Origin of the sequence: Candidatus Pelagibacter sp. Uisw_113 (assembly GCF_047717815.1) — a bacterium.
In the GTDB taxonomy this organism is placed as follows: domain Bacteria; phylum Pseudomonadota; class Alphaproteobacteria; order Pelagibacterales; family Pelagibacteraceae; genus Pelagibacter.
Genome location: NZ_CP159809.1, coordinates 1,086,065 through 1,110,493 on the forward strand (window position 1 = coordinate 1,086,065; position 24,429 = coordinate 1,110,493).

Sequence of the window (24,429 nt, forward strand, 5' to 3'; positions counted from 1 at the left end):
TTTTATAATTTTGATTGGTTATAGTAATCTGATGAAAAGAAAGTATAGGACATAGTCACATCTTTAATATTTTTAGTGTTTGGGTCGTTTACCATTTCTGGATCTAAATAAAAAGTCATTATATATGTTGCTTTTTCTCCTGCTTTCAACTCTTGCTTTTCAAAGCAAAAACAGCCTAATTTACTATAATATTTACCAAAAGATGAGGGAGATACATTAAAAGCAGCCACACCATAAGTTGTTTCATCGCCATAATTCTCTACTTGAAATTCGATTCGATTCACTTGACCTATGTTCACATCCATAACATTTTTCTTTACTTTAAAATTCCAGGGTAGTTTGTTTACATTTGTATCAAAGCGAACACTTACTTTTTGATCTAAAACTATATCTGGTGCCTCTTTTGATATTTGCGTAGTTCCACCGAACCCAGTCGCTCTACAGAATATGTCATATAAAGGTACCGCAGCAAATGAAAGGCCAAGCATGATAAAAAAGATTCCAGCTAAAATTATAGGAGTAAGCGTTTTTTTTTGGATCATAATTGTCTGTCAAAAACTCCCACATTATAGAGAGTAAAAAAAAATAGGAATATCATGAAGGCTATTATTCCAAACGCAGTAAAGATGTTTTTTTTTTTAGTTTTTTTGTCAAGTGTCAGCATAATAATATCTTATTTGTTAAAAATAATTTTCTTAAAATTTAATGAGTATTAGTTTGTTCAGTATCCTGATCATCGACAAACTTCGGCAACTCATCAAAAGTATGGAAATTTGGTGGTGATGGTATGGTCCATTCTAAAGTTGTAGCCCCTTCTCCCCAAGGGTTTTGAGCTGCAGCTTTTTTCTTAGAAAAAGAATAAATTAAGTTAACAAAAAATACTAATAAACCACCAACTGCTATGTATGAGCCAACTGATGAAACGTAATTCCATCCAGCAAATGCATCTGGGTAATCAGCATATCTTCTTGGCATTCCTGCTAAACCTAAAAAATGTTGAGGGAAAAATACCAAGTTAACTCCAATAAATGTTAACCAAAAATGTATTTTTCCTAAGGTTTCAGAATATTCATAACCAGACATTTTACCAAACCAATAATAAAATCCAGCAAAGATTGCGAATACTGCTCCTAAAGATAATACATAATGAAAATGAGCAACCACATAATAAGTGTCATGCATTGCAGTATCAACACCTGCATTTGCAAGCACAACGCCTGTTACTCCACCCACTGTAAATAAAAATATAAAGCCTAATGCCCACAGCATTGGAGTTTTAAATGAAATTGATCCACCCCACATTGTTGCAATCCATGAAAATATTTTAATACCCGTTGGCACTGCAATAATCATTGTAGCTGCTATAAAATAAGCTTTAGTATCAGTGCTTAAACCAACCGTATACATGTGGTGAGCCCAAACAACAAAACCTACAACACCAATTGAAACCATTGCGTAAGCCATTCCCAAATATCCAAATACTGGTTTTTTAGAAAATGTTGAAACAATATGACTGATCATTCCAAAACCAGGAAGTATCAAAATATAAACTTCTGGATGACCAAAGAACCAAAATAAATGCTGGTACAAAACAGGATCTCCACCTGTTTGAGCATCAAAAAATGCTGTTCCAAAATTTCTATCCGTTAAAAGCATTGTAATTGCACCAGCTAAAACTGGTAGTGATAATAACAATAAAAATGCTGTAACTAGAACAGACCAAGCAAATAATGGCATTTTGTGCAAAGTCATACCTGGCGTTCTCATATTCAAAATTGTTGTAATAAAGTTAACTGCTCCTAAAATTGAAGAAGCTCCGGCTAAGTGCAAACTTAAAATAGCAAAATCCATTGCAGGTCCTGGCTGTCCAGCTTTAGAAGATAAAGGCGGATATAAAGTCCATCCTCCGCCAACACCTTGTTGACCTGGAGGGCCATCTACAAAAATTGAAAGTAGTAATAAAATAAATGAAGCTGGTAATAACCAAAATGAAATATTATTCATTCTAGGAAAGGCCATATCAGGTGCACCAATCATAATTGGCACAAACCAATTACCAAAACCACCAATCATTGCAGGCATTACCATGAAGAAAATCATTATTAATCCATGACCAGTAACCAACACATTATATAAGTGATAATTTCCACCTAAAATTCCATCGCCAGGATGCATTAATTCAATTCTCATTAATACTGAAAAAGCTGTTCCAATAATTCCTGCAAAAATTGCAAAAATTAAATACATTGTACCAATATCTTTATGGTTAGTTGAATAAGCCCAACGTTTCCAACCTGTTGGTGTGTGATGATCGTCGTGTGATGCTGTTTGTGTATACATTTTTATTTACTCGCTAGTTTTTTATATTCATTTTCTGTAATTGGCTCTTTTGCAAATTTCATTTTAGCTTCTGCTAGCCATATTGCATATTCTTCATCTGTTACAACTCTTACTGTGATAGGCATAAAAGCATGTTGTATTCCACATAACTCAGAGCATTGACCATAATATGTTCCTACTTTTTCAGCTTTAAACCAAGTTTCATTTATTCTTCCTGGAACCGCATCTCTTTTAACTCCAAAAGATGGTAATGCCCAAGCGTGTAAGACATCGTTTGCAGTAATTAAAACCTTAACCACCTTATTAACTGGCACAACAACTTCGTGATCAACGGTTAGTAATCTTGGTTGATTTTCTTTTAACTCATCTTCTTTAATCATGTACGATTCAAAAATAATATTTTCGTCGGGATATTCGTATCCCCAGTACCACTGATATCCAACAGCTTTGATTGTTACATCGACTTTTGGGATCGTATCTTGCTTGTATAAAAGTTTAAATGATGGGATCGCCATTACGATTAAAATTAAACATGGAATTAATGTCCACAAAACTTCTACTGCAACATTATGAGTAGTTTTTGATGGAACTGGATTTTTTGATTCTCTAAATCTTATACAAGTATAAATCATAAGAAATAAAACAAAGACAGTGATAGCAATAATTATTGGAAGTAGAATATTATTATGAAAACTAACGATATCTCTCATTCCGTCAGAGGCTGGGTTTTGAAATCCTAGTTGCCATTCTTTAGGTTGATCGGCTAATGCACCTGTTGAGTAGATAGTTGCTAAAATTGTAAGTAAAAATTTGTTCATTTACAACAGTATATAAAGTGCTTTCATAAAATTTACACTTTAGATTTTGCGACAAAATCACACTTTAGCTTTTAAAAACCATCAATTAATCAAATAACTAACAATAGATAGAGCTGAAATTACTGCTGTCTCTGATCTTAATATATTTTCATTTATTTTAATTGGCTGAACGTGCTTAAATGTAAGAATCTCCCCTCTTTCTTCTTCTGAAAAATCTCCTTCTGGACCAATAATAACACATGTTGGATTACTAGTTAATTTATCTAAATCTAATTTTTTATTTTGAGAATTTAGATCTGTAAATATTAAATCCATTTTTTCATTACTTAAAAAATCTTTCAATGATTGAGGATCTTCAATAGATGGAACATTAATCCTATTTGATTGTTCAGCAGCTTCTATAATTACTTTTTCCAATCTTTCTTTGTTAATTTTTCTAACTATCGTTCTATCAAATATAATTGGTAAAAATTTAGTTGCTCCTAACTCTGTTGCCTTTTGAATCATAAAATTAAAATAATTCGATTTAATAGGTGAAAAAGCTAACCACAATTCTTTGGTACTTTCTTTTTGTCTTAATTGCTTTGTAATATTAAATTCAACAATACTTTTTGAAATAGTTAAAATTTTTGCTTCCCACTCACCACTGCTATTAAATAAAGAGAAGACTTCATCAACTTTAACTCTCATCACTTTATTTACATAGTGAGATTGTGATTTATCAAGCTTAGCAGTTAAATTAAGTGATAAACTTTCTTTAAAAAATAATCTAATATTACTCATTAATGTTAAGTTAATTTATGAAAAATATTAAAGCAATAATTTTTGATGCATATGGCACTTTATTTGATGTCAACTCTGCTGTAGAAAAATGCAAAGATAAAATTGGTGATAAATGGGAAGGCTTTGCTAGTTACTGGCGAACTACTCAATTAGAGTACACTTGGCTTAGAAGTCTAATGAATAGACATAAAGACTTTTGGCAAGTGACCGAAGATAGCTTAGATAAATCAATGAAGGCATTTGAAATTGATATTTCAATGAAAAATGAATTATTAAATCTTTATAAAGTTCTTTCACCTTTTAAAGAAGTGCCAGAAGTTTTAAAAAAACTTAAAGAAAATAACTATAAATTAGGTATTCTTTCAAATGGAACACCCTCTCTTCTTAACGAATTAGTTGAGAATAATAATCTAGATAATATATTTGATGATATTTTTTCAATTGAAGAAGTTGGCATTTATAAACCAGACTCAAAAGTTTATGACATACCAATTAAAAAATACAAAATACAAAAAGAAGAAGTTGCATTTTTAAGTGCTAATACTTGGGATGTTTCTGGTGGTGGAAATTATGGTTACAGTTCTATTTGGGTAAATAGAAATAATAATATTTTTGACAACCTTGATTACAAACCTAAAAATGAAATTAAAGACTTAAAGCAGTTACTCAAAATTATCTAATCCTATTTTCTTCAAAATTCTTATTTAGCTTTACTGAAATAGTTCGAGTATTCCTTTTATTCCACTCTGAGAAAGATCTTAAGATAGGCATAACCGAAAGGCCAAATTCAGTAAGTGAATACTCAACTTTTGGAGGCATTATTTGAATAACTTTTCTATTAACTATTCCATCTCCTTCTAATTCCTTTAGCTGCTTGGATAACATTTGTTGTGTAATGGTTTTCAATCCTTTTTTAAGTTCACCAAATCTAATTTTTTTACTTTGGAGCAAACTAAACAAAATTCTAATTTTCCATTTACCTCCAAGAAAGTAAACGGCTCTTTCAGCTGGACAATCTATTAAGTTTTTCATGGTATGTTTTTATATACTAGTATGATTATTATGCGTTATTGCATTATTCATAACAAGGCACTATGTACAAGTCAAACAAATTGAAAGGGTAAATATGAATAATGGAGAAAGAGCAGGCGAAAGTGCAATCGCTGTTGAAGTTGAAAAGGATAAATCTTATTATTGGTGTTCATGTGGAAAAAGTGCAAAGCAGCCTTTTTGTGATGGATCACATAAAGGTACAGATTTTACACCTCTGGCATACAAGGCTGAAGAAACTAAAAAAATGTTTTTTTGTGCTTGTAAACAAACTAACAATCAACCATTTTGTGATGGATCACATAATAAAAAATAAAGGATGAAATGCAAAATTTAAATAATAAAGTTAATAATTTTTTTTCAAACATAGACGGATTAGCCTCTTTATTTTTTAGATTTGGAATAGGGATAGCTTTTATAATTCATGGCTTAGGTAAATTTCCTTTACCTCCTCAAGGATTAATTGATTATTTTAACTTATCACCTGCACTAGCATCAACTGTTGCTATATCTGAGTTGTTGACTGGATTGGTATTAATAATAAGTGGTTTTATTAAAAATCCTTTTGGAAATATACTCACAAGACTATCGGGACTAAACATAACCATCTTAATGATAACTATACTGATCTTTGCTCACAAAGACTGGTTCTTCACAACAAAACTATTTACTAGTGAACAAATATTTCTTTTAATTGGTGGAATTTATTTTTTAATTAAAGGTAATCGAACATAAATATGAGCCAAATCGAAGTAGAAAAAATAATAGAACCAGTTGCAGCATCAGATGGTGCTGGTGTTAAATTAAAAAGAAGTATTGGCACTCACCTTATTGATTACCACGATCCTTTCTTAATGTTGGATGAATTTGGTTCTGAAAATAAAGATGATTACATTGGAGGCTTCCCTCCTCACCCTCACAGAGGAATTGAAACGGTAACATATATGCTTGCTGGCGACTTTGAACATAAAGACAGTACAGGTGGTGAAGGAATAATGACTGCTGGAGATGTTCAGTGGATGAAAACTGGAAGTGGTATCATTCATTCGGAAATGCCTGCAATGAAAGAAGGTAAGCTTCATGGATTTCAATTATGGGTAAACATGCCTGCTAAATTGAAGATGACTAAACCAGAGTACATTTACATTGATGCAGATAAAATGAGCACTCATAAAGATGATGATAAAACAGTTAAAGTAATTGCTGGAAAATTTGAAGATGCGGAAGGGCCTGTTAAAGGTCACAATGTTGAGCCGGTTTATTTTGATGTAGAGCTTGAAAAAGGAAAAGAATTTAATTTTGATCTTCTCTCAACTCACAATTCATTAATATATTTAGTTGAAGGTGAAATTAAAGTTGGAAATCAAGATCATGATGCTGTTAAAGATTCTACTTTAATTATTCTAACTAGAGGTGAAAAATTAAAAGTTTCTAGCTTAACTAAAGCTAAGTTTTTATTGATATCTGGAAAACCTATTGGTGAGCCAATTGCTAGAGGAGGTCCATTTGTAATGAATACTAAAGCAGAGATCTTGCAAGCAGTTCAAGATTATCATAATGATACATTTGTAAAATAATGAAAACTATTAAAATAGAAAAATTTGGTGGTCCTGAAGTTTTAGAAGTCAAAAATACTGAAATCGGTAAACCGGGTCCAAAAGAAGTTTTGATAAAAAATTTATCAATCGGTCTTAACTATATTGATGTTTATCACCGAACAGGTCTGTACCCTATTCCTTTACCAAGTGGAATTGGTCTAGAAGCATGTGGAATAATTGAAGAAGTTGGTTCTGATGTTGATCTGTTTAAAGTTGGTGATAGAGTGGCTCACTCGTCAATGCCAATTGGAAGTTATTCAGAAAAACAATTATTTCCTCAAGAAAAATTAGTTTTAGTTCCAGAAGGTATTTCAGATGAAATTGCATCTTGTATTATGCTTAAAGGAATAACTGCTGAATACTTATTACACAGAGCTTACCCAATTAAAAAAAGTGATAAAGTTTTATACCATGCAGCTGCTGGTGGTGTGGGCCAAATATTATGTCAGTGGGCTAATGCATTAGGAGCTGAAGTTATTGGAACTGTTGGCTCTAAAGAAAAAGAGGCTATTGCTAAAAAAAATGGCTGTCATCATGTAATAAATTATACTGACACAAACTTTGTTGAAGAGGTGGAAAAAATTGTAGGTAAAAATGGAGTTGATGTTGTCTATGATGGTGTTGGTATTAAAACATTTGATGGTTCAATTGAAACCCTAAAGGTTAGGGGCATGATGGTCGCTTTTGGTAACGCATCAGGTTACGTTGATACTATAGATGTTAAAAAACATATTAACGCAAAAGGATTATTTTTTACTCGACCTTCAATTGCACATTACACCATGACAAGAGAAGAATTGGTTGAGTCTGCTAAAAAAGTTTTTGATGCAATTTTATCTGGGAAATTTAAAGTTGAAATTTCAAAAAGATACTCACTTGATGATGCTAAAAAAGCTCATGAAGAATTAGAAGCAAGACTATTAACTGGCCCTGCAGTTATTATTCCTAATTAATCTAAATCAACATCCATATCAGACATATGCAATTTTAATGCGTTTGTTGATATATGGATTTCTCTTAAGAAAACTAAAATTGAAACCATCATTGATAAACAACAAGATCCAAAAATTATCCTTGCTACAAAAATTTCATTTAAATAAAGAGCAAATACAGTTAGCAAATTAAATAAAAGACCAAAAGCTGCAAACATGATGGTCCACTTCAATAACACAATTCTTCCACTTAAATTTATAAACTGTTTTTTCCACTCAGGAGGAATATGATTTTCATACACATGTTCATCATGAAGCTGTCTAATAAGCTTACTTAATGAGTGAAATCTATTACTATAGATGTTCATAAGCAAAGGTATTGCTGGAAACATTAATGCTGTAACTGTGTAATCTATATTCATACGAAACAATTTGATTATGAAACTAGCCTTTGTTATTTACAAGTAAATTATTATGAAACATTTAAATCTTTTTATCGAGCTAACAAGATTGAAAAGACCCATTGGCTATATGCTATTATTTTGGCCTTGTGCATGGGGACTAACTGTTGCTTATGATTTTTCAAAAAACTTAAATGATTATTTTTTTTACTTGTTATTGTTTTTTTTAGGATCTGTTCTAATGCGTTCTGCAGGATGCATTGTAAATGATGTTTTAGACAAAGAATTTGATAAAAAAGTTTCAAGAACAAAAAATAGACCTATAGCGTCTGGAAAGATATCCATAAAACTAGGCTTAGCTTATGTAGTTTTTTTATGCTTAATTGCACTACTAGTTTTATTAAACTTCAATACTTTAACAATAGTGTTAGCATTAGGATCAATGCCCTTAGCATTTAGCTACCCTTTAATGAAGAGGTATACTTATTGGCCACAACTATTTTTAGGAATAACATTTAACTATGGTTTGATTTTAGGATGGACATCAATAATAGGTGAAATAAGTATTGCTTCTATTATTTTTTATCTAGGAGCCATATTTTGGACACTAGGATACGACACTGTATATGGCTTTCAAGATATAAAAGATGATGAAATAATAGGAGTTAAATCAACATCTATCAAGTTTAAAAAAAACCCAAAAAAATTTCTATTATTATGTTACCTATCATTTATATCTTCATTAATTATTTTAGGATTTCTTATGAATTTTAATTATTTATTTTATATTTTTTTATTAATTCCAATAACTCATCTACTATTTTTTCAAGTTTATAAAATAAATTTTAAAAATCCAAAAAATTGTTTTGAGATTTTTAAAAGTAACAACTTCTTAGGTTTGGTTATGTTAATTAATATTCTTATAGGAAAAATATTTATCTAATGAGTAATTTTGAAATTTTAAAAAGACTTTATAAAACTTATACAAAAAAATTTAGATATAAAATTTTATTATCAATTTTTTTTTCATTAATAGTTGCTGGAAGTACTGCTTCAATTGCTTGGTTGCTTGATCCTGCAATAAAAAAACTCTTTATTGATAAAGATCAAAGTTTATTATTAATTATACCTGGCCTAATTGTAATAGCTTTTGCAATGAAGGGTATTTTTCTTTATGCATCAAAAACAACCATGATTACCGTAGGACACGAACTGAGAGCTATTATACAATCAGACATGACACGGAAACTAATTGATGCGGATTCAGATCTTATTGATGAAAAGCATTCAGGAAAATTTATATCAAATATAAATTTTGATACAGGAATGATCACAAATCTTGTTTCAACAGTAATATTAAATCTTTTTAAAGATAGTTTAACTCTAATTGCATTACTTATTGTAATGTTTAATCAAAACTGGAAACTGTCTTTAGTAGCAATTATAATGATACCCTTTGCTTCATTTGTTTCAAAAAATTTAGGTAAAAGAATGGGAAAAGTGACCACAGAATCTCAGGTAGACTCTGGTCTTCTTACGACTCATTTGATGGAAATTTTTAAAAATCATAAATTAATAAAAATATTTCAAAAAGAAGTTAGCGAACAAAAAAAGCTTTTATCTCTTATAAGTTCACTAAAAGATAAAACAAAAAAAATGGCTTTTGTTTTTATGCGAGCCACACCAATCATGGAGACACTTACAGGCATAATGATAGCATCATTAATTTGGTTTTCAGGAAAATTAATTCTTGAGGGTGAGCTTGAAATAAATAACTTTTTTTCTTTTTTAGCTGCAATGATGATGGCATATCAGCCAGTCAGGTCTCTTGCGACTTTAAATATGGGAATAAATCAAGGTCTTTCTTCTGCTAGGAGAATATTACCCATAATGGATATAGAAAATAAAATTTCAGAAAAAGAGAATGCCGTTGAATTACAGGTAAACAAAGGCAATATAAAATTCAAAAATGTAACTTTCAGATATAAAAATAGTACGACGAATGTCTTAAAATCTATAAATCTTGAAATAGTAGGTGGAAAAATGAATGCATTAGTCGGGCATAGTGGTGCAGGGAAATCTACTATACTAAATTTGATTCCAAGGTTTTTTAACTGCTCAGACGGAGATATTTTAATCGATAATCAGTCAATCTATAATTCAACAATTAAATCTTTAAGAAAAAATATTTCTTTAGTAAGTCAAGAAACAACATTATTTGATGATACAATTAAAAACAATATAGCCTATGCCAACTCAGCAGCGACAAATGAAAATATTATAAATGCATCAGAAGAAGCTCAAGCAAGTGATTTTATAGAAAAAATTCCAGAAAAATACAATACCCAGATTGGTGAAGATGGTGTGAGACTATCAGGTGGCGAAAAACAAAGGCTCTCTATCGCAAGAGCTATTTTAAAAAGCACTCCCATTATTCTTTTGGATGAAGCAACATCATCTTTAGATGCAGAAACAGAAGATAAAATACAAAAAGGATTAAACCATCTAACTAAAGGTAAGACAACACTTGTAATAGCACACAGACTTTCAACAATTTTAAATTCAGAAAAAATATTTGTGTTAGATAAGGGGGAAGTTGTTGCTGAAGGAAAGCATAAAGAATTATTAGAAAACTCACCTATATATAAAAATTTTTATGAAAAACAAATAAGAAAAGTTTAATGCTCTTTATTTATAGAATAACAATAAATATAATTTTTATTCTATCTCCTATAATTATCATTTATAGATTGTTTAAAAAAAAAGAGGACTTAATACGATTTAAAGAAAAATTTTGTTTTTTTTCTAAAAAAAAAATAAAAGGTAAGTTGATATGGATTCATGGAGCAAGTGTAGGTGAAATTTTAAGTATAATCCCTGTAGTCGAAAAATTAGAAAAAAATAAAAAAATAAAGCAGATTTTAATAACCTCAAATACATTAAGTTCTTCTAAAATCTTATCTAACTTGAGGTTAAAAAAAACTATTCATCAATTTTTTCCTATAGATACTAAAATTAATAGTATAAAGTTTTTGGAATATTGGAAACCATCAATTGCCATTTTTGTGGACTCTGAAATCTGGCCCAATATGATAATTAGTATTAAAAAAAAATCTATCCCTTTAATTTTACTTAATGCGAGAATAACTAAAAAATCTTTTATAAGATGGTTTAAAATACCTAGTATCTCAAGAAAAATATTTCAAAGTTTTGACACTTGTCTTACTTCAAACGAACAATCAAGAAAATATCTCAAAATACTAGGAGCAAGAAATATTAAATATATTGGAAATTTGAAATACTCTCAAAGTGAAAAAGAAGAATACACTTTAAATTACAATTTAAAAAAACAATTTCTCTCTAGAACAATCTGGTGTGCATCAAGCACACATGATGGTGAAGAAAAATTTTGCGCGCAAGTTCATAAAAAACTTAAATCTAAATATAAGAATTTATTAACAATAATTATACCCCGACATGTTGAGAGAATAAATAAAATTAAAAATGAAATGAAAAAATTAGATCTCAATACGCACATTCATAATTCAAAAAATGAAATCAATAAAAATACAGATATATATTTGGTAGATTCTTATGGAAAAACAAAATCTTTTTTTAAGGTTAACAAGATTGTTTTTTTAGGCGGATCGTTGATAGAGCATGGTGGACAAAACCCTTTAGAGGCTGCTAGATATGGCTGTAATATAGTGCATGGACCTAATGTTCGGAATTTTGAGGAAATATACGATTTATTAAAAAAATTCAAAATATCCAATAAAGTTAAAAACATAAATCAAATGATAAAAATAATTATAATCTTGTTGGATAAAAAAAATAATTACAAAAATATTAAGTCAAAAATAAACAATTTGGGTAATAAAGTTTTAAATAATACATTTAAAGAAATAAATTTACTTATCAAGAACAATGAAATTAAAAAAACCTAGTTTTTGGGATTACAAAAGACCAAATATTATTTCATATTTGTTATTACCCTTTACGGTACCATTCATTTTAAATAACTTTATATTAAGTTTTAGCACTCGAAAAAAATACCAAAATATTAAAAGTATTTGTGTGGGTAATATATATGTTGGAGGTACTGGAAAAACACCTTTAACTATTAAAATTTACCAGATCTTAAAAAGAATGAACCCAAGAACTGCTACCATAAAAAAATGGTATGCTGATCAAGCTGATGAGCAAAAAATACTTACAAAACAAACCAAATTATATTGTTTTAAGGATAGAAAGTATGCAATCCAAAAGGCCATCAAAGACAATATGGATATAGTGGTATTTGATGATGGACTACAAGATAAATCAATAAACTATGACTTAAAATTTGTTTGTTTTAATAAATTAACCTTTTTTGGAAATGGTTTTTTAATTCCAGCCGGTCCTTTGAGGGAAAAATTAAAAAGTCTAAATAAATATGATGCAGTTTTTCTTAATGGTAATGATGAAAATATTTATAAATTAAAACCATTGATAAAGAAATTTAATAAAAAAATAAAGATTTTTGAAACATTTTATAAACCAAAGAAAAATAAAAAATTTGATAAAAAAGAAAAATATGTAATTTTTTCTGGAATTGGAAACCCTGAAAGTTTTAAAAAAACATTAGTTGATAATAATTTCAATATAATTAAAGAAATTATATTTCCAGATCATTATCAGTATAATTCAAGCGAAATAAACAATATAAAGAACTTAGCAAAAAAACTAAATGCCAAAATTATGACAACAGAAAAAGACCACGTAAAACTTAACCCAAGAATTAGCAAAGGAATAAACTTTTTAGAAATCGAGCTTGTTTTAAAAAAAGAAAAAGAATTAATAAATTTGATAAAAACTATTATATGAAATTGATAAAATATTTTATTCAATTTTTGATTATTTCAATATTTTTTATTTTATTTAAAGTACTAGGATTAAGAATGGCGTCTAATTTTTCTAAGATAATATTTAGTTTATTGGGTCCATTTTTTAGATCAAAACAAACTATAAATAAAAATATCCTAAAAGCTCTACCTAATTTAAGTAACAGTGAAATAAATAAAATTTCTAGAACAATGTGGGGAAATTATGGAAGAATTCTTTCTGAGTACATGTTCTTGAGTGAATTTAGATTTAGAAACAATATAGAAATAAAAGGCCAGCAAATCCTTGATGAATTAAAAGAAAGTAACGAACAAGTCATATTTGTTTCTGGGCATTTTAATAACTTTGAATTAATGGCTATGCAAATTGAAAAATCTGGCATTAACCTGGCTGCAATTTATAGGCCACTTAATAATAAATTTTTAAACTATTTTATGGAAAAAATTCGGAAAAAATATATTTGTAAAAACCAAATTAAAAAAGGTTCTTCTGGAACAAGACAACTTCTTTCGTTATTTAAGAAAGGTTCTTCTATTGCACTAATGATTGATCAAAGAGTCTCAGAAGGAATTTTATCAAAATTTTTTAAAAACGAGGCTTTAACGACAACTATACCAGCCCAATTTGTTAAAAAATTTAGATGTAAAGTAGTACCAATATATATTGAGCGAATTAAAGACATAGATTTTAGACTTACAGTGCATGCACCTATTAATTTTTCAGAAGATGAAACTATTGATACGATCACTTTAAAATTAAATTCATTATTAGAAAGAATGATCTTACAAAATCCAGGTCAATGGATATGGTCTCACAATCGATGGAAGTGATCAAAACTAAATATATTTAGTTGTTCTCTTTCTTTATAGCAGCTTCCTTGTATGAATAATATGGCTCTTGAAGATCCACATTCCAATAATTTAGATACTCCAAGTTAATAGACTTTCCTGATATTGCACAGATAACATGATCCCCTTGCTCAAGGATTTCAAAATTATTTGGTAAATATTTTATTTTAGCTAATTTTTTATTCATTTTTAGTTTATATGTATCTCTATATGAAAGTCGGAATAATTGGAAGCGGTGGGCGAGAACATTCCATTTGTGTTTCATTGAATAAATCACCAGATATTAAAAAAATATACTGTTTTCCAGGTAATGCAGGAACCTCATATTTAGCTGAAAATGTATCTTTAAATATAGAAAATTTTGAAGAATTAAAAAATTTTATAACATCTAATAAAATTGACCTTATGATAGTAGGTCCTGAAAAACCACTAGTTGATGGGATAGTTGATTTCTTTGAAAAAAATAACATCAAGGTTTTTGGTCCAAATAAAGTAGCCTCCCAACTTGAAGGTTCTAAAATATTCACTAAAGAGCTTTGTAAAAAATACAAGATTCCAACTGCAAAATTTGGAATATTTAAGAACATTAAAGAGACTGAAGAATTTATAAAAGAAACTGATTATCCTATAGTTATAAAAGCTGATGGACTAGCTTCGGGTAAAGGTGTTTATATTTGCAACAACAAAAGTGATGCAGAATTAGCTACTAAAGAAATATTTAATGGAAAATTTGGAGTAGCAAAAAATTTACTAATTGAAGAGTTTTTAAAAGGTGAAGAGATGAGTTATTTTATCATAACTGATGGATTAACAATTCAAAATTTTGAAACAGCACAAGATCATAAGAGAGTATTAGAGGGTGATTTTGGAAAAAATACTGGAGGAATGGGGGCCTATTCACCTTCAAGATTAATTAATAAAGAGTTAGAAAACAAAATTATTAAAAAAATAATAAATCCAACAATCAAAGGCTTGAAGGATATTGGAACAAATTATAAGGGTTTTTTGTATGTGGGGTTAATGATTATTAAGGATGAACCCTTTTTGATTGAATATAATGTTCGAATGGGAGATCCTGAGTGTCAAACTATTTTACCAAAACTAAAGACTGATTTATTACAAATTCTTTTAGCATGTTGCAACCAAACACTTAACAAAATAAAATTAGAGTGGAAAAAAGAAAAAAGCTTATGCATTGTCCTTTGTTCAAAAGGATATCCAGATGAATATGAAAGAAACGTATTAATTGAAAATTTAGATAAAATTCAAAGTAATGTAAATGAATATTGTTTTCATGCAGGAACTACAAAAAAAGAGAATAAAATCTATGCTTCAGGTGGAAGAGTATTAAATTTTGTTTGTTTGTCTGAAAATTTTTTAGACGCAAGAAAAAAGGTAATTAATTCAATTAATTCTTTAGGTTGGAATAAGGGCTTCTACCGAAAAGATATTGGTCATAAAGTAATAAATGAATGAGAATAATTTCAGGGAAATACCGTGGTAAAAAAATTCTTCAGCCAAGAGATAAGGCAACACGTCCACTTAAAGATTTAACAAAAGAATCAATTTTTAATATAGTTGCTCATTCTAATAAATTTAATGTTGTACTTGAAGATTCAAATATTTTAGATTTATTTTCAGGTGTGGGATCATTCGGACTAGAATGTTTGTCAAGAGGGTCTGCTAAATCAACATTTGTTGAGAATTATAAAGAAGTTTTAATGATTTTAAAAAAAAATATTTCAAGCTTAAATTATGAGAAAGAAGCAATTGTTATAGAAAAAGATATATTGAAGACTTTAGATTATAGAAATTTTAAAGAAAAGTTTGATATAATTTTTATGGATCCACCCTATAAAGAAAAAAGTCTCGATTTAATGTTGTTACAAATATTAAATTCAAAAATATTAAATAATGAAGGTGTAATAATCATCCATAGACAAAAAAATGAAGAAGATAGTTTTCCAAAAGAATTTAGAATTATAGAGGAAAAAACCTATGGAATATCGAAAGTTATTTTTGGTAAATTTAATTAGAGTAAAATTTTCTTGGTTTCATTTTTAATTAGCTCTACTGCAGGTTGATTGTATGGGTTTATTTTTAAGGCCCTACCTATTAAAATAGTTTCTAAAATAAAAAAACAAAAAAGTTCGCCTAGAGATTTTTCATCTCTTTTAATAATTTCAAAACTTCTAAAGGGTATATTTTTCTTAAGGAACACATTTTCTGTAGCTAATTTTTGTGAAAATATTATTTGGTTTAAATTTTTATTTTTTAAGAAGTTATGTGTAGAAAGTATATTTTTATTAACAAATTTATCAGAATCATTTTCTCTAACAAAAAAGAAGGTAAAAAAATTATTTTTGGGTCCATCTAAATAAAGTTGCATCAAACTATGATTGTCTTTTGGCATGGTCGATATTATTGGAAGTATACCATTATTTTTTTTTCCTAGACTTTCGGCTACTAATTGTTGATACCATTTAAATAAATTATTTGATTTCTCATCATAATTTAAAATTATTGAATTTAATTTTTTTTGTTTTAAAAAATAAAGTGTATTTGCCACATTTGCTGTTAAATGATTAATAAAATTTTTATTTTTAATTAAACTATTTAATTGTTTAAATTTTCTTGAATTTAGTCCCATTAATTCCGCAGGTAACATGCCTACTTCTGATAACACAGAATAACGTCCTCCTATAAAATTATTGTGGTGAATAATTTCCGCTTTTAGATCTTTGGCTAAATAGGTTAAGTAACTATTTTTATTTTCAGTAATAAAAATATTTTTATCTTTTTTTTTTAAATAAACATTTGTATTTGAAATAGTTTCAAGTGTATTTCCAGATTTGGATATGATTAAATTGATATTTATTTTTTTACTATTATATTTTTTAATTTTTGGTTCGAGGTTGTTTATAAAGTAAAATTTTTTTTTTATTTTATCATTTAAAAAATCATAAATAGACTCTGCTCCTAAAATTGAACCACCCATACCGATAATTCTAATATTATCACGATTCTTAAATTTTTGAATCATTTTAACTTTGTAAGTATTTTTATAAGAAGTACTAAGTGATTTAAGTACAGTATTATTTTCTTTTAAGAGCAACTTAAGGTCTTTTTTAACCTTAAGAAAATTTTTTTTTACTTGAAAATTCTTAAAATTAATATTTTTTGTTATCACTAATTTTTCTTGATTTTTCTTAAGATTGATTTTTCTATTGTTATATTTTTATTAATTGTTTTTGAAACATCTACGTTTTTATTTTTTTTAAAAAGTTTTTCAATATTTGTTTCTTCATTTAATAATATATTATCTTCATCATTACTTTTTTTGGGGAGTGGTAAATCTCCAAAATCTGGAGGAATTTCAAGTGAATTTTTTTTTTCTATCAAAAATTCTTCTCCTTTGCTAATTCTTTTACCTTCTATGCCTCTTTTAACACTTGCACAGCTTGCCAAAAAAATAGTCAAAAAAATTATCTGAAATATGATTTTAGTTTTTTTCATTTATCTTTTTTTAAAACTTCTGTTAGTATAATTGACACAATGCCCAGTGTAATGAATATATCTGCCACATTAAACACGAACCAGTGATATTCTGCAATATGAAAATCGATGAAATCTGGGACTGCCTTATAATATATCCTATCGTAAAGATTACTAATAGCTCCTCCAAAAACTAAAGTAAATAAATACCTCTCAATACCGTTTGTTTTTATTACTAAAATTATTATTATAAATGAAATTACAACGATAATTAAAGTTATTAAATTATAGATAAGATTTTGATCAAAAGAAAATAAACCAAAAGCAATTCCTTTGTTCCAAATTAGATAAAAATTTAAATACGGGTTAATATATATATCAACTAAACTCTCTTGTTCTGCAATTTTTAAAATAAAATTTTTTGAAATTCTATCTATCAAAAAAATTAAAGTGATTATTGTAAAGTTAAATAAGACTTTTTTAAAATTTATTTTAAACATTTACAATTTCTAAACAGGATGTCTCTCACATCCATTTTTATTAATTTTCCAACATATAGAGCATTTTTCTCCTTCTGCTTTTGTTGACACAGCACTAATCTCAGCTGAGTCTGTTTTATTAACTTTCGCAACAGAAGTGATACATAATTCTGAAAAATCTATATCTTTAGTAATATCAAATAATTTTTCACCTAAATTTATTGTTAAACTTGCCTCAAGACTTGATCCAATTTCCTTACTTGCTCTTTTAGTCTCAATACTAATATTACAAATATCTCTGATCTTTCTTAACTCTCTCCATTTTTTATTTAATTTTTCATTTTTAAATGATTTAGGAAATTCTATAAATTTCTCTAGATGTATACTTTTTTTATCTTGATTTATGAGTGTATAAATTTCTTCTGTGGTGAATGAAAGTATAGGAGCAAACCATTTAATTAAAGATTCTAAAATTATATTTAGTACAATGATACAACTTTCTCTTCTTTCGAAATTTTTTGAATCACAATATAAAGAATCTTTTCTAATATCAAAATAAAATGCAGACAACTCTACTGTGCAAAAATTTAAAAGCTCCTTATAAAGATTGTGAAAGTCATATGATTTAAAATAGTTTTTAAAGTTTTCATTTAAATTATAAACTCTGTGTAGCATATATTGCTCTAACTCTGGTAATTGATTCAAATCTAATTTTTCAATATCAATTTTTTGGAAATCATCATTTAAGTTACCTAGTAAATATCTAAATGTATTTCTAATTTTTCTATATGAATCAGCGTGTTGTTCTAAAATAGAATAATCAATTCTTAAATCCTCAGCATAATTAGATGATGCAACCCATATTCTTAAAATATCTGCACCATATTTTTTTAAAATATCCTCAGGTGCAATTACGTTTCCTACAGATTTTGACATTTTGAGCCCTTTGCCATCCACAACAAATCCATGTGATAATATTGATTCATAAGGCGCTCTCCCTCTCGTTCCACAAGATTCTAAAAGTGACGAATGAAACCAGCCTCTATGTTGATCAGAACCTTCTAAATACATTGATGCTGGCCATTGAAGATCTTCTCTTTTTTCCAAAACAAATGCATGAGTACAACCGCTATCAAACCAAACTTCAACTATATCACTTATTTTTTCGTAATCTTCTGCTTTATATTTATCCCCTAAGAATCTTTGCGGATTGTCAGAAAACCAACAGTCAGAACCTTCTTTTTCATAAATGCTTGCAATATTCTCATTTACATTATCGTCTACTAAAATTTCTTTGGTAGTTTTATGAACAAATATTGGAAGTGGAACGCCCCAAACTCTTTGTCTTGAAACACACCAATCTGGCCTTGTTTGAATCATTGCTTTTATTCTTTCTCTACCTTTGTCTGGATAAAATTTAGTGTCATCAAGTGCTTTTAACGCTTTTTTTCTCAAGCCATGACTTTCCATTGAAATAAACCATTGTGGAGTTGCTCTATGAACAAGGGGTGCTTTTGATCTCCATGAATGAGGATACGAATGAACTAGCTTTCCATTAGTTAGTAACTTTTTTTGTTCTTTTAATTTTTCAATAACGATCGGGTTAGCTTTAAAAATATGAGTTCCCTCAAATAAAGGAAGATTTTTAGTATACTTGCCATCACCATCTACAGTTTCTATGGCTTTTATCCCGTGCTTTAAACAAAGATTAAAATCATCAGGACCATGACTGGGTGCACAATGAACAATGCCCGTTCCCTGTTCTGTTGTAACAAATCTTGCTTCAAGCATTGGTATATCATAATCATAACCAAGCTCTAAGAAAGGATGACTACAAATTGTATCTTTAAAATCTTTTCCTCTAAATTTTTTTATTTTTTTATAGCTTTTAATTTCACAATCTTTGATAACAGATTCAAGTAGAGCTTCTGCTACTACTATTTTTTTATTCTTAAAATCTCCTACATCATTTAATTCAATTATTAAATAATCTAAAGCCTCATTATAAGCTAATGCTTTATTTGCAGGTATGGTCCATGGAGTTGTTGTCCATATAATAACTTCTGTATTTTCTAATTCTTTTATATTCGTTTTTTTAACTGGGAAGGCTGTATAGATTGTATCTGATTTATGATCTTGATATTCTACTTCAGCATCTGCTAAAGCAGTTTTTTCTACAGTTGACCAAAGAACAGGTTTAAACCCTCTATAAAGACTTCCTTCTTTTAAAAATTTTCCTAATTCTCTTACGATTTGGGCTTCTGCTTCAAAACTCATTGTTGCATAATGATTATCCCAATCTCCAACAACACCTAATCTTTTAAATTGTGTTTTATGAATTTCAATCCATTTTTCAGCAAACTCTCTACACTCTTTTCTAAATTCTGTTATCGGAACTTCATTTTTATTTTTTTTATTTTTTTTATATTGCTCTTCAATTTTCCATTCTATAGGTAGACCATGACAGTCCCACCCCGGAACGTATACAGAATCTTTACCATCCATCTGATGGAATTTTACTATTATGTCTTTCAAAATCTTATTTAGAGCTGTGCCCATGTGAATATTTCCATTCGCATATGGTGGGCCGTCATGAAGTATAAATTTTTCTTTACCCTTATTTGATTTTCTCAACTCTTTATAAAGATCAATTTTTTTCCAATATTCTAAGATTTCAGGTTCTTTATTCTGTAAGTTTGCCTTCATAGAGAAAGCTGTTTTAGGTAAATTTATGTTTTCTTTGCTCATATCAACTTTTTTTAGCAACTTTTAAGTCACTTTGAATTTGTTTTTTTAATTGATCAACGTTTTTGAATTTTTTTTCTTTTCTTATAAATTTTGTGAACTCTACTGATAAGTACTTATTATAAAGATTTCCAGAAAAATTAAAAATATGCACTTCTAATAAAATTTTTTTTTGATTGAAAGTTGGTCTATAACCAAGGTTAGCAATAGCTTTTAGTGATTTATTGGAGTTTTTTTGTTTTACTTTAACAGCATACACTCCAGGCATCGCAATCACATAATCCTTAATATCAATATTACAGGTTGGAAAACCAATTTTTTTTCCTTGCTGTCTTCCCTTTTGAACAATTCCTTCAATTGACCAATTTCGACTTAATAACTTATTAGTTTTTTTTAATTGTCCTTTTTCTAGAAGAGAGCGAATATATGTTGAGGAGACAATTTTTTTATTTAAGATTAGTGGCTGCGGTTTTACTATTTTGTAATGATATTTTTCTTCATCTTTTATTAACTGCCTAACATCTCCCTCTCTTTTATTACCAAATCTAAAGTTATTACTAACAAATACATATTGTGCTTCTAATTTTTTTGATAAAATTTCTTTAATAAAAAAATCAGACTTAATTGCAGAAAATTTTTTATCAAATTTTTTAGTAATTATAAAATCAACCCCTAAATGATCTAAAATTATTTTTTTTTGATTTACATTTAAAATTCTAAAGTTTTTAAAGTTTTTATTAAAAAACATTTTAGGCATTGGCTCAAATGTTAAAACACCAATTTTTAAATTAAATTTTTTTTTGTAAGTATTTGCTAATTTAAATAATTTTTGATGACCTAAATGAACACCATCAAAATTTCCAATCAAGATAATTGATTTTTTATGATTTTTTGAAATATTAAAATCTTTATACAGCTTCATATTTTACCACTTTAATTCTGTTTGAATAAAGTTTACAACAACTTCATATTTCTTTGAAACCACATCTATACCTTCTTTTTTTATTTCATCTCTATGAACACCATTTGATATAATTAAAGAATCATAATTCAAAAGGTTGGCTCCTTTAATGTCTGTATTTAAATTATCACCAATAGATAAAACTCTTTTTCCTTCATTATTAATTGCTTGATTATAAACTTCAGGAAATGGTTTTCCAAAATAAATAACTTCTCCTCCCATTTTTTCAAAAACAAGTGCTACAGACCCTGCGCACAATTCTCTTTTTTCACCTCTATCAACAATTAAATCTGGATTAGTGCATATCATTTTCTTATTAATATGATCTTTGAATAATTCATTGTAATAATTTAAGTCCACACCTTGTTCTTCAAATAAACCTGTGCAGAGTAAATATGAACTTTCTTTAATGTCATTAGTCTTATTTTTTTTAAAATCTAAAAATAAATCAAAATCTCTTGGTGGCCCTATGTGATAAAATTTTTCTTCTAGAGAATTTTTTCTTAAATAATTCAGTGCTGCTTCTCCTGAGGAATAAACTTTTTCCCTAATTTCTTTATTCATCCCCATTTTTTCTAAAAAATTATTTACTATTTTATTGGGTCTTGGCGCATTAGTTAAGAGAACGTAGTCTTTGTTTGCTCTAGTTATTTCTTCTAAAGCTTCAATTGCATTTTTATGAAGAGTTATCCCATTATGAACAACACCCCATAAATCGATATAAAAAATATCATAATTCTCTACAATCGATCTTAATCCATCGTTATCTAAATTATTAGTCATTATGGGAGGTATAACTTATAAAAAACACAATTTCTCTGGTTTTTTGCCCCACATATTTTTTTTAACATCTCTTGAAATAGTTAGCCTAGTAGCTATATGAGACGCATAATAAAAGGAGAATTTATGAAATTTAAACCGTTACACGATAGAGTTTTAATAGAAGTTTTAAACAGTAGTGAAAAAACTGCTGGAGGAATAATTATCCCTGATACAGCTCAAGAAAAACCTCAAGAAGGTAAAGTTATAGCTGTTGGTGGTGGTGCAAAAACTGAAGATGGAAAACTAATTCCAATGGATGTGAAAGTTGGAGATAAAGTTCTTTTTGGCAAATGGTCAGGAACTGAAATCAAAATAGATAGCAAAGAATACAGCATAATGAAAGAGTCTGACATTATGGGTATTTCAGGAAAATAATTTAATTTAAAGGAGAAAATAAAATGGCTAAAATTATAAAATTCGACTCCGAAGCAAGAGCGGCAATGATAAGAGGTGTTGATATCCTTGCAAATACGGTAAAAGTTACTCTTGGACCAAAAGGTAGAAATGTTGTTATCGACAAATCTTATGGTGCTCCAAGAATTACTAAAGATGGTGTTTCTGTTGCTAAAGAAATTGATCTTGAAGATAAATTTGAAAACATGGGTGCTCAAATGGTTAAGGAAGTTGCTAGTAAAACAAACGAAGAAGCTGGCGATGGAACAACTACAGCAACTATTTTAGCACAAGCGATTGTTAAAGAAGGTGTTAAATATGTGACTGCAGGCATGAACCCTATGGATGTTAAAAGAGGAATCGATGCAGCAGTAGAACATGTTAAGGAAAGTCTAATTTCTTCAGCTAAAAAAGTAAAAGATAGTGATGAGATTGCTCAAGTTGGTACTATTTCATCCAATGGTGATAAAGAAATTGGTAACATGATTGCAAAAGCTATGCAAAAAGTTGGCAACGAAGGTGTTATCACTGTTGAGGAAGCAAAAGGAATAGAAACAGAGTTGGATGTTGTTGAGGGTATGCAGTTTGATAGAGGATATCTATCACCATACTTTATCACTAACGCTGATAAAATGACCACTGAGTTAGAAAATCCTTTTATTCTTTTGCATGAAAAGAAATTAACTAACCTACAGCCAATGGTTCCACTTTTAGAAGCCGTTGTTCAAGCTGGAAGACCACTAATGATTATTTCAGAAGATGTTGAGGGCGAAGCTCTTGCAACTCTTGTTGTAAATAAACTTAGAGGTGGTTTAAAAGTTGTTGCTGTAAAAGCTCCAGGTTTTGGTGATAGAAGAAAGTCAATGCTAGATGATATTGCAATCTTAACAGGTGGTCAGGTTATTTCTGAAGATATCGGTGTTAAGCTTGAAAATGTTAAACTTACTGATCTTGGTTCTTGTAAGAGAGTAAAGGTTGACAAAGATAACAGTACTATCATTAGTGGTAGTGGTAAAAAGTCTGAGATTGAAGCTAGATGTGCTCAAATTAAACAACAAGTTGGTGAAACGACTTCTGATTATGACAGAGAAAAACTTCAAGAAAGACTAGCAAAACTTGCTGGTGGGGTTGCTATAATCAAAGTTGGTGGCGCTACTGAAGTTGAAGTTAAAGAAAGAAAAGATAGAGTTGAAGATGCTCTTAACGCAACTAGAGCTGCTGTTGAAGAAGGAATAGTAGTTGGTGGTGGTTGTGCTCTTTTATATGCCTCACAAAGTCTAAGCTCACTTAAAGTTAAAGGAGACGATCAAAAAGCTGGTGTTGCGTTAGTTGCTAAAGCTTTACAAGCTCCTATTAGACAAATAACTTTAAATGCTGGAGTTGACGGTTCAGTTGTGGTTGGAAAATTACTTGAGCAAAGCAAAAAGAATCAAGGTTTTGATGCTCAAAATGAAGAGTATGTTGACATGTTTGCAAAAGGTATCATAGATCCTGTTAAAGTTGTGAGAACAGCTTTACAAGATGCTGCTTCAATTGCTGGATTACTTGTAACTACTGAAGCCATGATTGCTGATAAACCAGATGACAAAGATGCTGGTGCTGGCGGAATGCCAGGTGGAATGCCTGGTGGAATGGGCGGTATGGGCGGAATGGGAATGTAAACCCGTTCACTTTACTAAAAATTATAAAAAGCCCAGTTTTTACTGGGCTTTTTTTTTGCCTCAACATTTTATTAGAGCACGAAGAAAGCACGAAAAAAGCACGAAGAAAAAATCATCAAATGAGTCTATTATTTGAGACCACTTAGGCTACCGAATATTTTTAAAGTAGTAAAATAGATGTTGATTTTTTGGGTTAAAACCCTCGGAATGAATGTTTCG

At 28.9% G+C, this 24,429-nt stretch carries 27 protein-coding genes; 14 read left to right on the forward strand and 13 right to left on the reverse strand.

Annotation, left to right across the window (positions count from 1 at the left end; all coding sequences use genetic code 11):
• Window positions 1–2 precede the first annotated feature (2 nt).
• The 4 genes from ABXT39_RS05875 to ABXT39_RS05890 form a co-directional block, all read right to left on the reverse strand.
• On the reverse strand, window positions 3–539 hold the full coding sequence (locus ABXT39_RS05875; RefSeq protein WP_415291314.1) for a cytochrome c oxidase assembly protein: 537 nt from the start codon (window positions 537–539) through the stop codon (window positions 3–5).
• Between the two features lie 163 nt (window positions 540–702).
• On the reverse strand, window positions 703–2,340 hold the full coding sequence (gene ctaD, locus ABXT39_RS05880; RefSeq protein WP_415294802.1) for a cytochrome c oxidase subunit I: 1,638 nt from the start codon (window positions 2,338–2,340) through the stop codon (window positions 703–705).
• A gap of 2 nt (window positions 2,341–2,342) precedes the next feature.
• Entirely contained in the window at window positions 2,343–3,158 is an 816-nt protein-coding gene (gene coxB / locus ABXT39_RS05885; RefSeq protein WP_415286157.1) for a cytochrome c oxidase subunit II, read from the reverse strand.
• A gap of 81 nt (window positions 3,159–3,239) precedes the next feature.
• Window positions 3,240–3,941 carry an RsmE family RNA methyltransferase gene (locus ABXT39_RS05890; protein ID WP_415294803.1) on the reverse strand — a complete coding sequence of 234 codons (702 nt, stop codon included), beginning with the start codon at window positions 3,939–3,941 and terminating at the stop codon, window positions 3,240–3,242.
• Window positions 3,942–3,958: 17 nt separating this feature from the next.
• On the opposite strand from ABXT39_RS05890, the gene ABXT39_RS05895 reads away from it, so the two are divergent.
• Window positions 3,959–4,621, forward strand: a complete 663-nt coding sequence (locus tag ABXT39_RS05895) for a haloacid dehalogenase type II (protein ID WP_415294804.1) — start codon at window positions 3,959–3,961, stop codon at window positions 4,619–4,621.
• On the opposite strand, the gene ABXT39_RS05900 is transcribed toward ABXT39_RS05895, so the two are convergent.
• On the reverse strand, window positions 4,614–4,973 hold the full coding sequence (locus ABXT39_RS05900) for a winged helix-turn-helix transcriptional regulator (protein WP_415294805.1): 360 nt from the start codon (window positions 4,971–4,973) through the stop codon (window positions 4,614–4,616). The two genes, ABXT39_RS05895 and ABXT39_RS05900, sit on opposite strands and share 8 nt — an antisense overlap.
• 94 nt (window positions 4,974–5,067) lie before the next feature.
• On the opposite strand from ABXT39_RS05900, the gene ABXT39_RS05905 reads away from it, so the two are divergent.
• From ABXT39_RS05905 to ABXT39_RS05920, 4 genes are read left to right on the forward strand one after another with little or no spacing between them, the layout of a single operon-like run.
• Window positions 5,068–5,307, forward strand: a complete 240-nt coding sequence (locus tag ABXT39_RS05905; protein WP_415294806.1) for a CDGSH iron-sulfur domain-containing protein — start codon at window positions 5,068–5,070, stop codon at window positions 5,305–5,307.
• 8 nt (window positions 5,308–5,315) lie between these two features.
• Window positions 5,316–5,726 (forward strand): DoxX family membrane protein, encoded by a 411-nt coding sequence (locus ABXT39_RS05910; protein WP_415275541.1) that lies wholly within the window; start codon window positions 5,316–5,318, stop codon window positions 5,724–5,726.
• Window positions 5,727–5,728: 2 nt separating this feature from the next.
• Entirely contained in the window at window positions 5,729–6,568 is an 840-nt protein-coding gene (locus ABXT39_RS05915) for a pirin family protein (protein WP_415294807.1), read from the forward strand.
• The gene (locus ABXT39_RS05920) at window positions 6,568–7,542 is read left to right on the forward strand and encodes a quinone oxidoreductase family protein (protein WP_415294808.1); all 975 of its coding nucleotides are present in this window, start codon (window positions 6,568–6,570) and stop codon (window positions 7,540–7,542) included. The genes ABXT39_RS05915 and ABXT39_RS05920 overlap by 1 nt, the downstream gene beginning before the upstream one ends.
• Here the strand turns inward: ABXT39_RS05920 and ABXT39_RS05925 are convergent.
• Window positions 7,539–7,943 carry a DUF2721 domain-containing protein gene (locus ABXT39_RS05925; protein WP_271492627.1) on the reverse strand — a complete coding sequence of 135 codons (405 nt, stop codon included), beginning with the start codon at window positions 7,941–7,943 and terminating at the stop codon, window positions 7,539–7,541. The two genes, ABXT39_RS05920 and ABXT39_RS05925, sit on opposite strands and share 4 nt — an antisense overlap.
• A gap of 52 nt (window positions 7,944–7,995) precedes the next feature.
• Here ABXT39_RS05925 and ubiA point away from each other — a divergent pair, with 52 nt between their 5' ends.
• The 5 genes from ubiA to ABXT39_RS05950 are packed head-to-tail and all read left to right on the forward strand — an operon-like array spanning window position 7,996 to window position 13,636.
• Complete coding sequence (gene ubiA / locus ABXT39_RS05930; protein WP_415294809.1) at window positions 7,996–8,865, forward strand: 4-hydroxybenzoate octaprenyltransferase; 870 nt, start codon at window positions 7,996–7,998, stop codon at window positions 8,863–8,865.
• Complete coding sequence (locus ABXT39_RS05935; protein WP_415294810.1) at window positions 8,865–10,604, forward strand: ABC transporter ATP-binding protein; 1,740 nt, start codon at window positions 8,865–8,867, stop codon at window positions 10,602–10,604. Before ubiA ends, ABXT39_RS05935 begins: the two co-directional genes overlap by 1 nt.
• The gene (locus ABXT39_RS05940; RefSeq protein ID WP_415294811.1) at window positions 10,604–11,869 is read left to right on the forward strand and encodes a 3-deoxy-D-manno-octulosonic acid transferase; all 1,266 of its coding nucleotides are present in this window, start codon (window positions 10,604–10,606) and stop codon (window positions 11,867–11,869) included. The genes ABXT39_RS05935 and ABXT39_RS05940 overlap by 1 nt, the downstream gene beginning before the upstream one ends.
• A complete protein-coding gene (lpxK, locus tag ABXT39_RS05945; protein ID WP_415294812.1) occupies window positions 11,850–12,788 on the forward strand; it encodes a tetraacyldisaccharide 4'-kinase in 939 nt (312 codons plus the stop codon). Before ABXT39_RS05940 ends, lpxK begins: the two co-directional genes overlap by 20 nt.
• A complete protein-coding gene (locus ABXT39_RS05950; RefSeq protein ID WP_415294813.1) occupies window positions 12,785–13,636 on the forward strand; it encodes a lysophospholipid acyltransferase family protein in 852 nt (283 codons plus the stop codon). Before lpxK ends, ABXT39_RS05950 begins: the two co-directional genes overlap by 4 nt.
• 16 nt (window positions 13,637–13,652) lie before the next feature.
• On the opposite strand, the gene ABXT39_RS05955 is transcribed toward ABXT39_RS05950, so the two are convergent.
• Window positions 13,653–13,841 carry a DUF2093 domain-containing protein gene (locus ABXT39_RS05955; protein ID WP_415294814.1) on the reverse strand — a complete coding sequence of 63 codons (189 nt, stop codon included), beginning with the start codon at window positions 13,839–13,841 and terminating at the stop codon, window positions 13,653–13,655.
• 23 nt (window positions 13,842–13,864) lie between these two features.
• On the opposite strand from ABXT39_RS05955, the gene purD reads away from it, so the two are divergent.
• Together purD and rsmD are read left to right on the forward strand one after the other, a co-directional pair.
• Window positions 13,865–15,130 carry a phosphoribosylamine--glycine ligase gene (purD, locus tag ABXT39_RS05960; protein WP_415294815.1) on the forward strand — a complete coding sequence of 422 codons (1,266 nt, stop codon included), beginning with the start codon at window positions 13,865–13,867 and terminating at the stop codon, window positions 15,128–15,130.
• Complete coding sequence (gene rsmD, locus ABXT39_RS05965) at window positions 15,127–15,690, forward strand: 16S rRNA (guanine(966)-N(2))-methyltransferase RsmD (protein WP_415294816.1); 564 nt, start codon at window positions 15,127–15,129, stop codon at window positions 15,688–15,690. The genes purD and rsmD overlap by 4 nt, the downstream gene beginning before the upstream one ends.
• Here rsmD and ABXT39_RS05970 read toward each other — a convergent pair.
• Genes ABXT39_RS05970 through ABXT39_RS05995 form a run of 6 tightly spaced genes read right to left on the reverse strand, consistent with a single transcriptional unit; the run spans window position 15,687 to window position 22,117 of the window.
• Window positions 15,687–16,844, reverse strand: a complete 1,158-nt coding sequence (locus ABXT39_RS05970; RefSeq protein ID WP_415294817.1) for a glucose-6-phosphate isomerase — start codon at window positions 16,842–16,844, stop codon at window positions 15,687–15,689. The genes rsmD and ABXT39_RS05970 overlap by 4 nt on opposite strands.
• Window positions 16,844–17,170, reverse strand: a complete 327-nt coding sequence (locus ABXT39_RS05975) for a hypothetical protein (protein WP_415294818.1) — start codon at window positions 17,168–17,170, stop codon at window positions 16,844–16,846. Before ABXT39_RS05975 ends, ABXT39_RS05970 begins: the two co-directional genes overlap by 1 nt.
• On the reverse strand, window positions 17,167–17,649 hold the full coding sequence (gene lspA / locus ABXT39_RS05980; RefSeq protein ID WP_415294819.1) for a signal peptidase II: 483 nt from the start codon (window positions 17,647–17,649) through the stop codon (window positions 17,167–17,169). Before lspA ends, ABXT39_RS05975 begins: the two co-directional genes overlap by 4 nt.
• Window positions 17,650–17,658: 9 nt before the next feature.
• Window positions 17,659–20,376 (reverse strand): isoleucine--tRNA ligase, encoded by a 2,718-nt coding sequence (ileS, locus tag ABXT39_RS05985; protein WP_415294820.1) that lies wholly within the window; start codon window positions 20,374–20,376, stop codon window positions 17,659–17,661.
• Between the two features lies 1 nt (window position 20,377).
• Window positions 20,378–21,295, reverse strand: a complete 918-nt coding sequence (ribF, locus tag ABXT39_RS05990) for a riboflavin biosynthesis protein RibF (RefSeq protein WP_415294821.1) — start codon at window positions 21,293–21,295, stop codon at window positions 20,378–20,380.
• A gap of 3 nt (window positions 21,296–21,298) precedes the next feature.
• Window positions 21,299–22,117: a TIGR01459 family HAD-type hydrolase gene (locus ABXT39_RS05995; protein WP_415294822.1), complete on the reverse strand. Its 819-nt coding sequence runs from the start codon at window positions 22,115–22,117 to the stop codon at window positions 21,299–21,301.
• Between the two features lie 123 nt (window positions 22,118–22,240).
• Between ABXT39_RS05995 and groES the strand changes: the two genes are divergently transcribed.
• Window positions 22,241–22,531: a co-chaperone GroES gene (gene groES / locus ABXT39_RS06000; protein ID WP_168607095.1), complete on the forward strand. Its 291-nt coding sequence runs from the start codon at window positions 22,241–22,243 to the stop codon at window positions 22,529–22,531.
• 23 nt (window positions 22,532–22,554) lie between these two features.
• Entirely contained in the window at window positions 22,555–24,210 is a 1,656-nt protein-coding gene (gene groL, locus ABXT39_RS06005) for a chaperonin GroEL (protein WP_415294823.1), read from the forward strand.
• Window positions 24,211–24,429 lie beyond the last annotated feature (219 nt).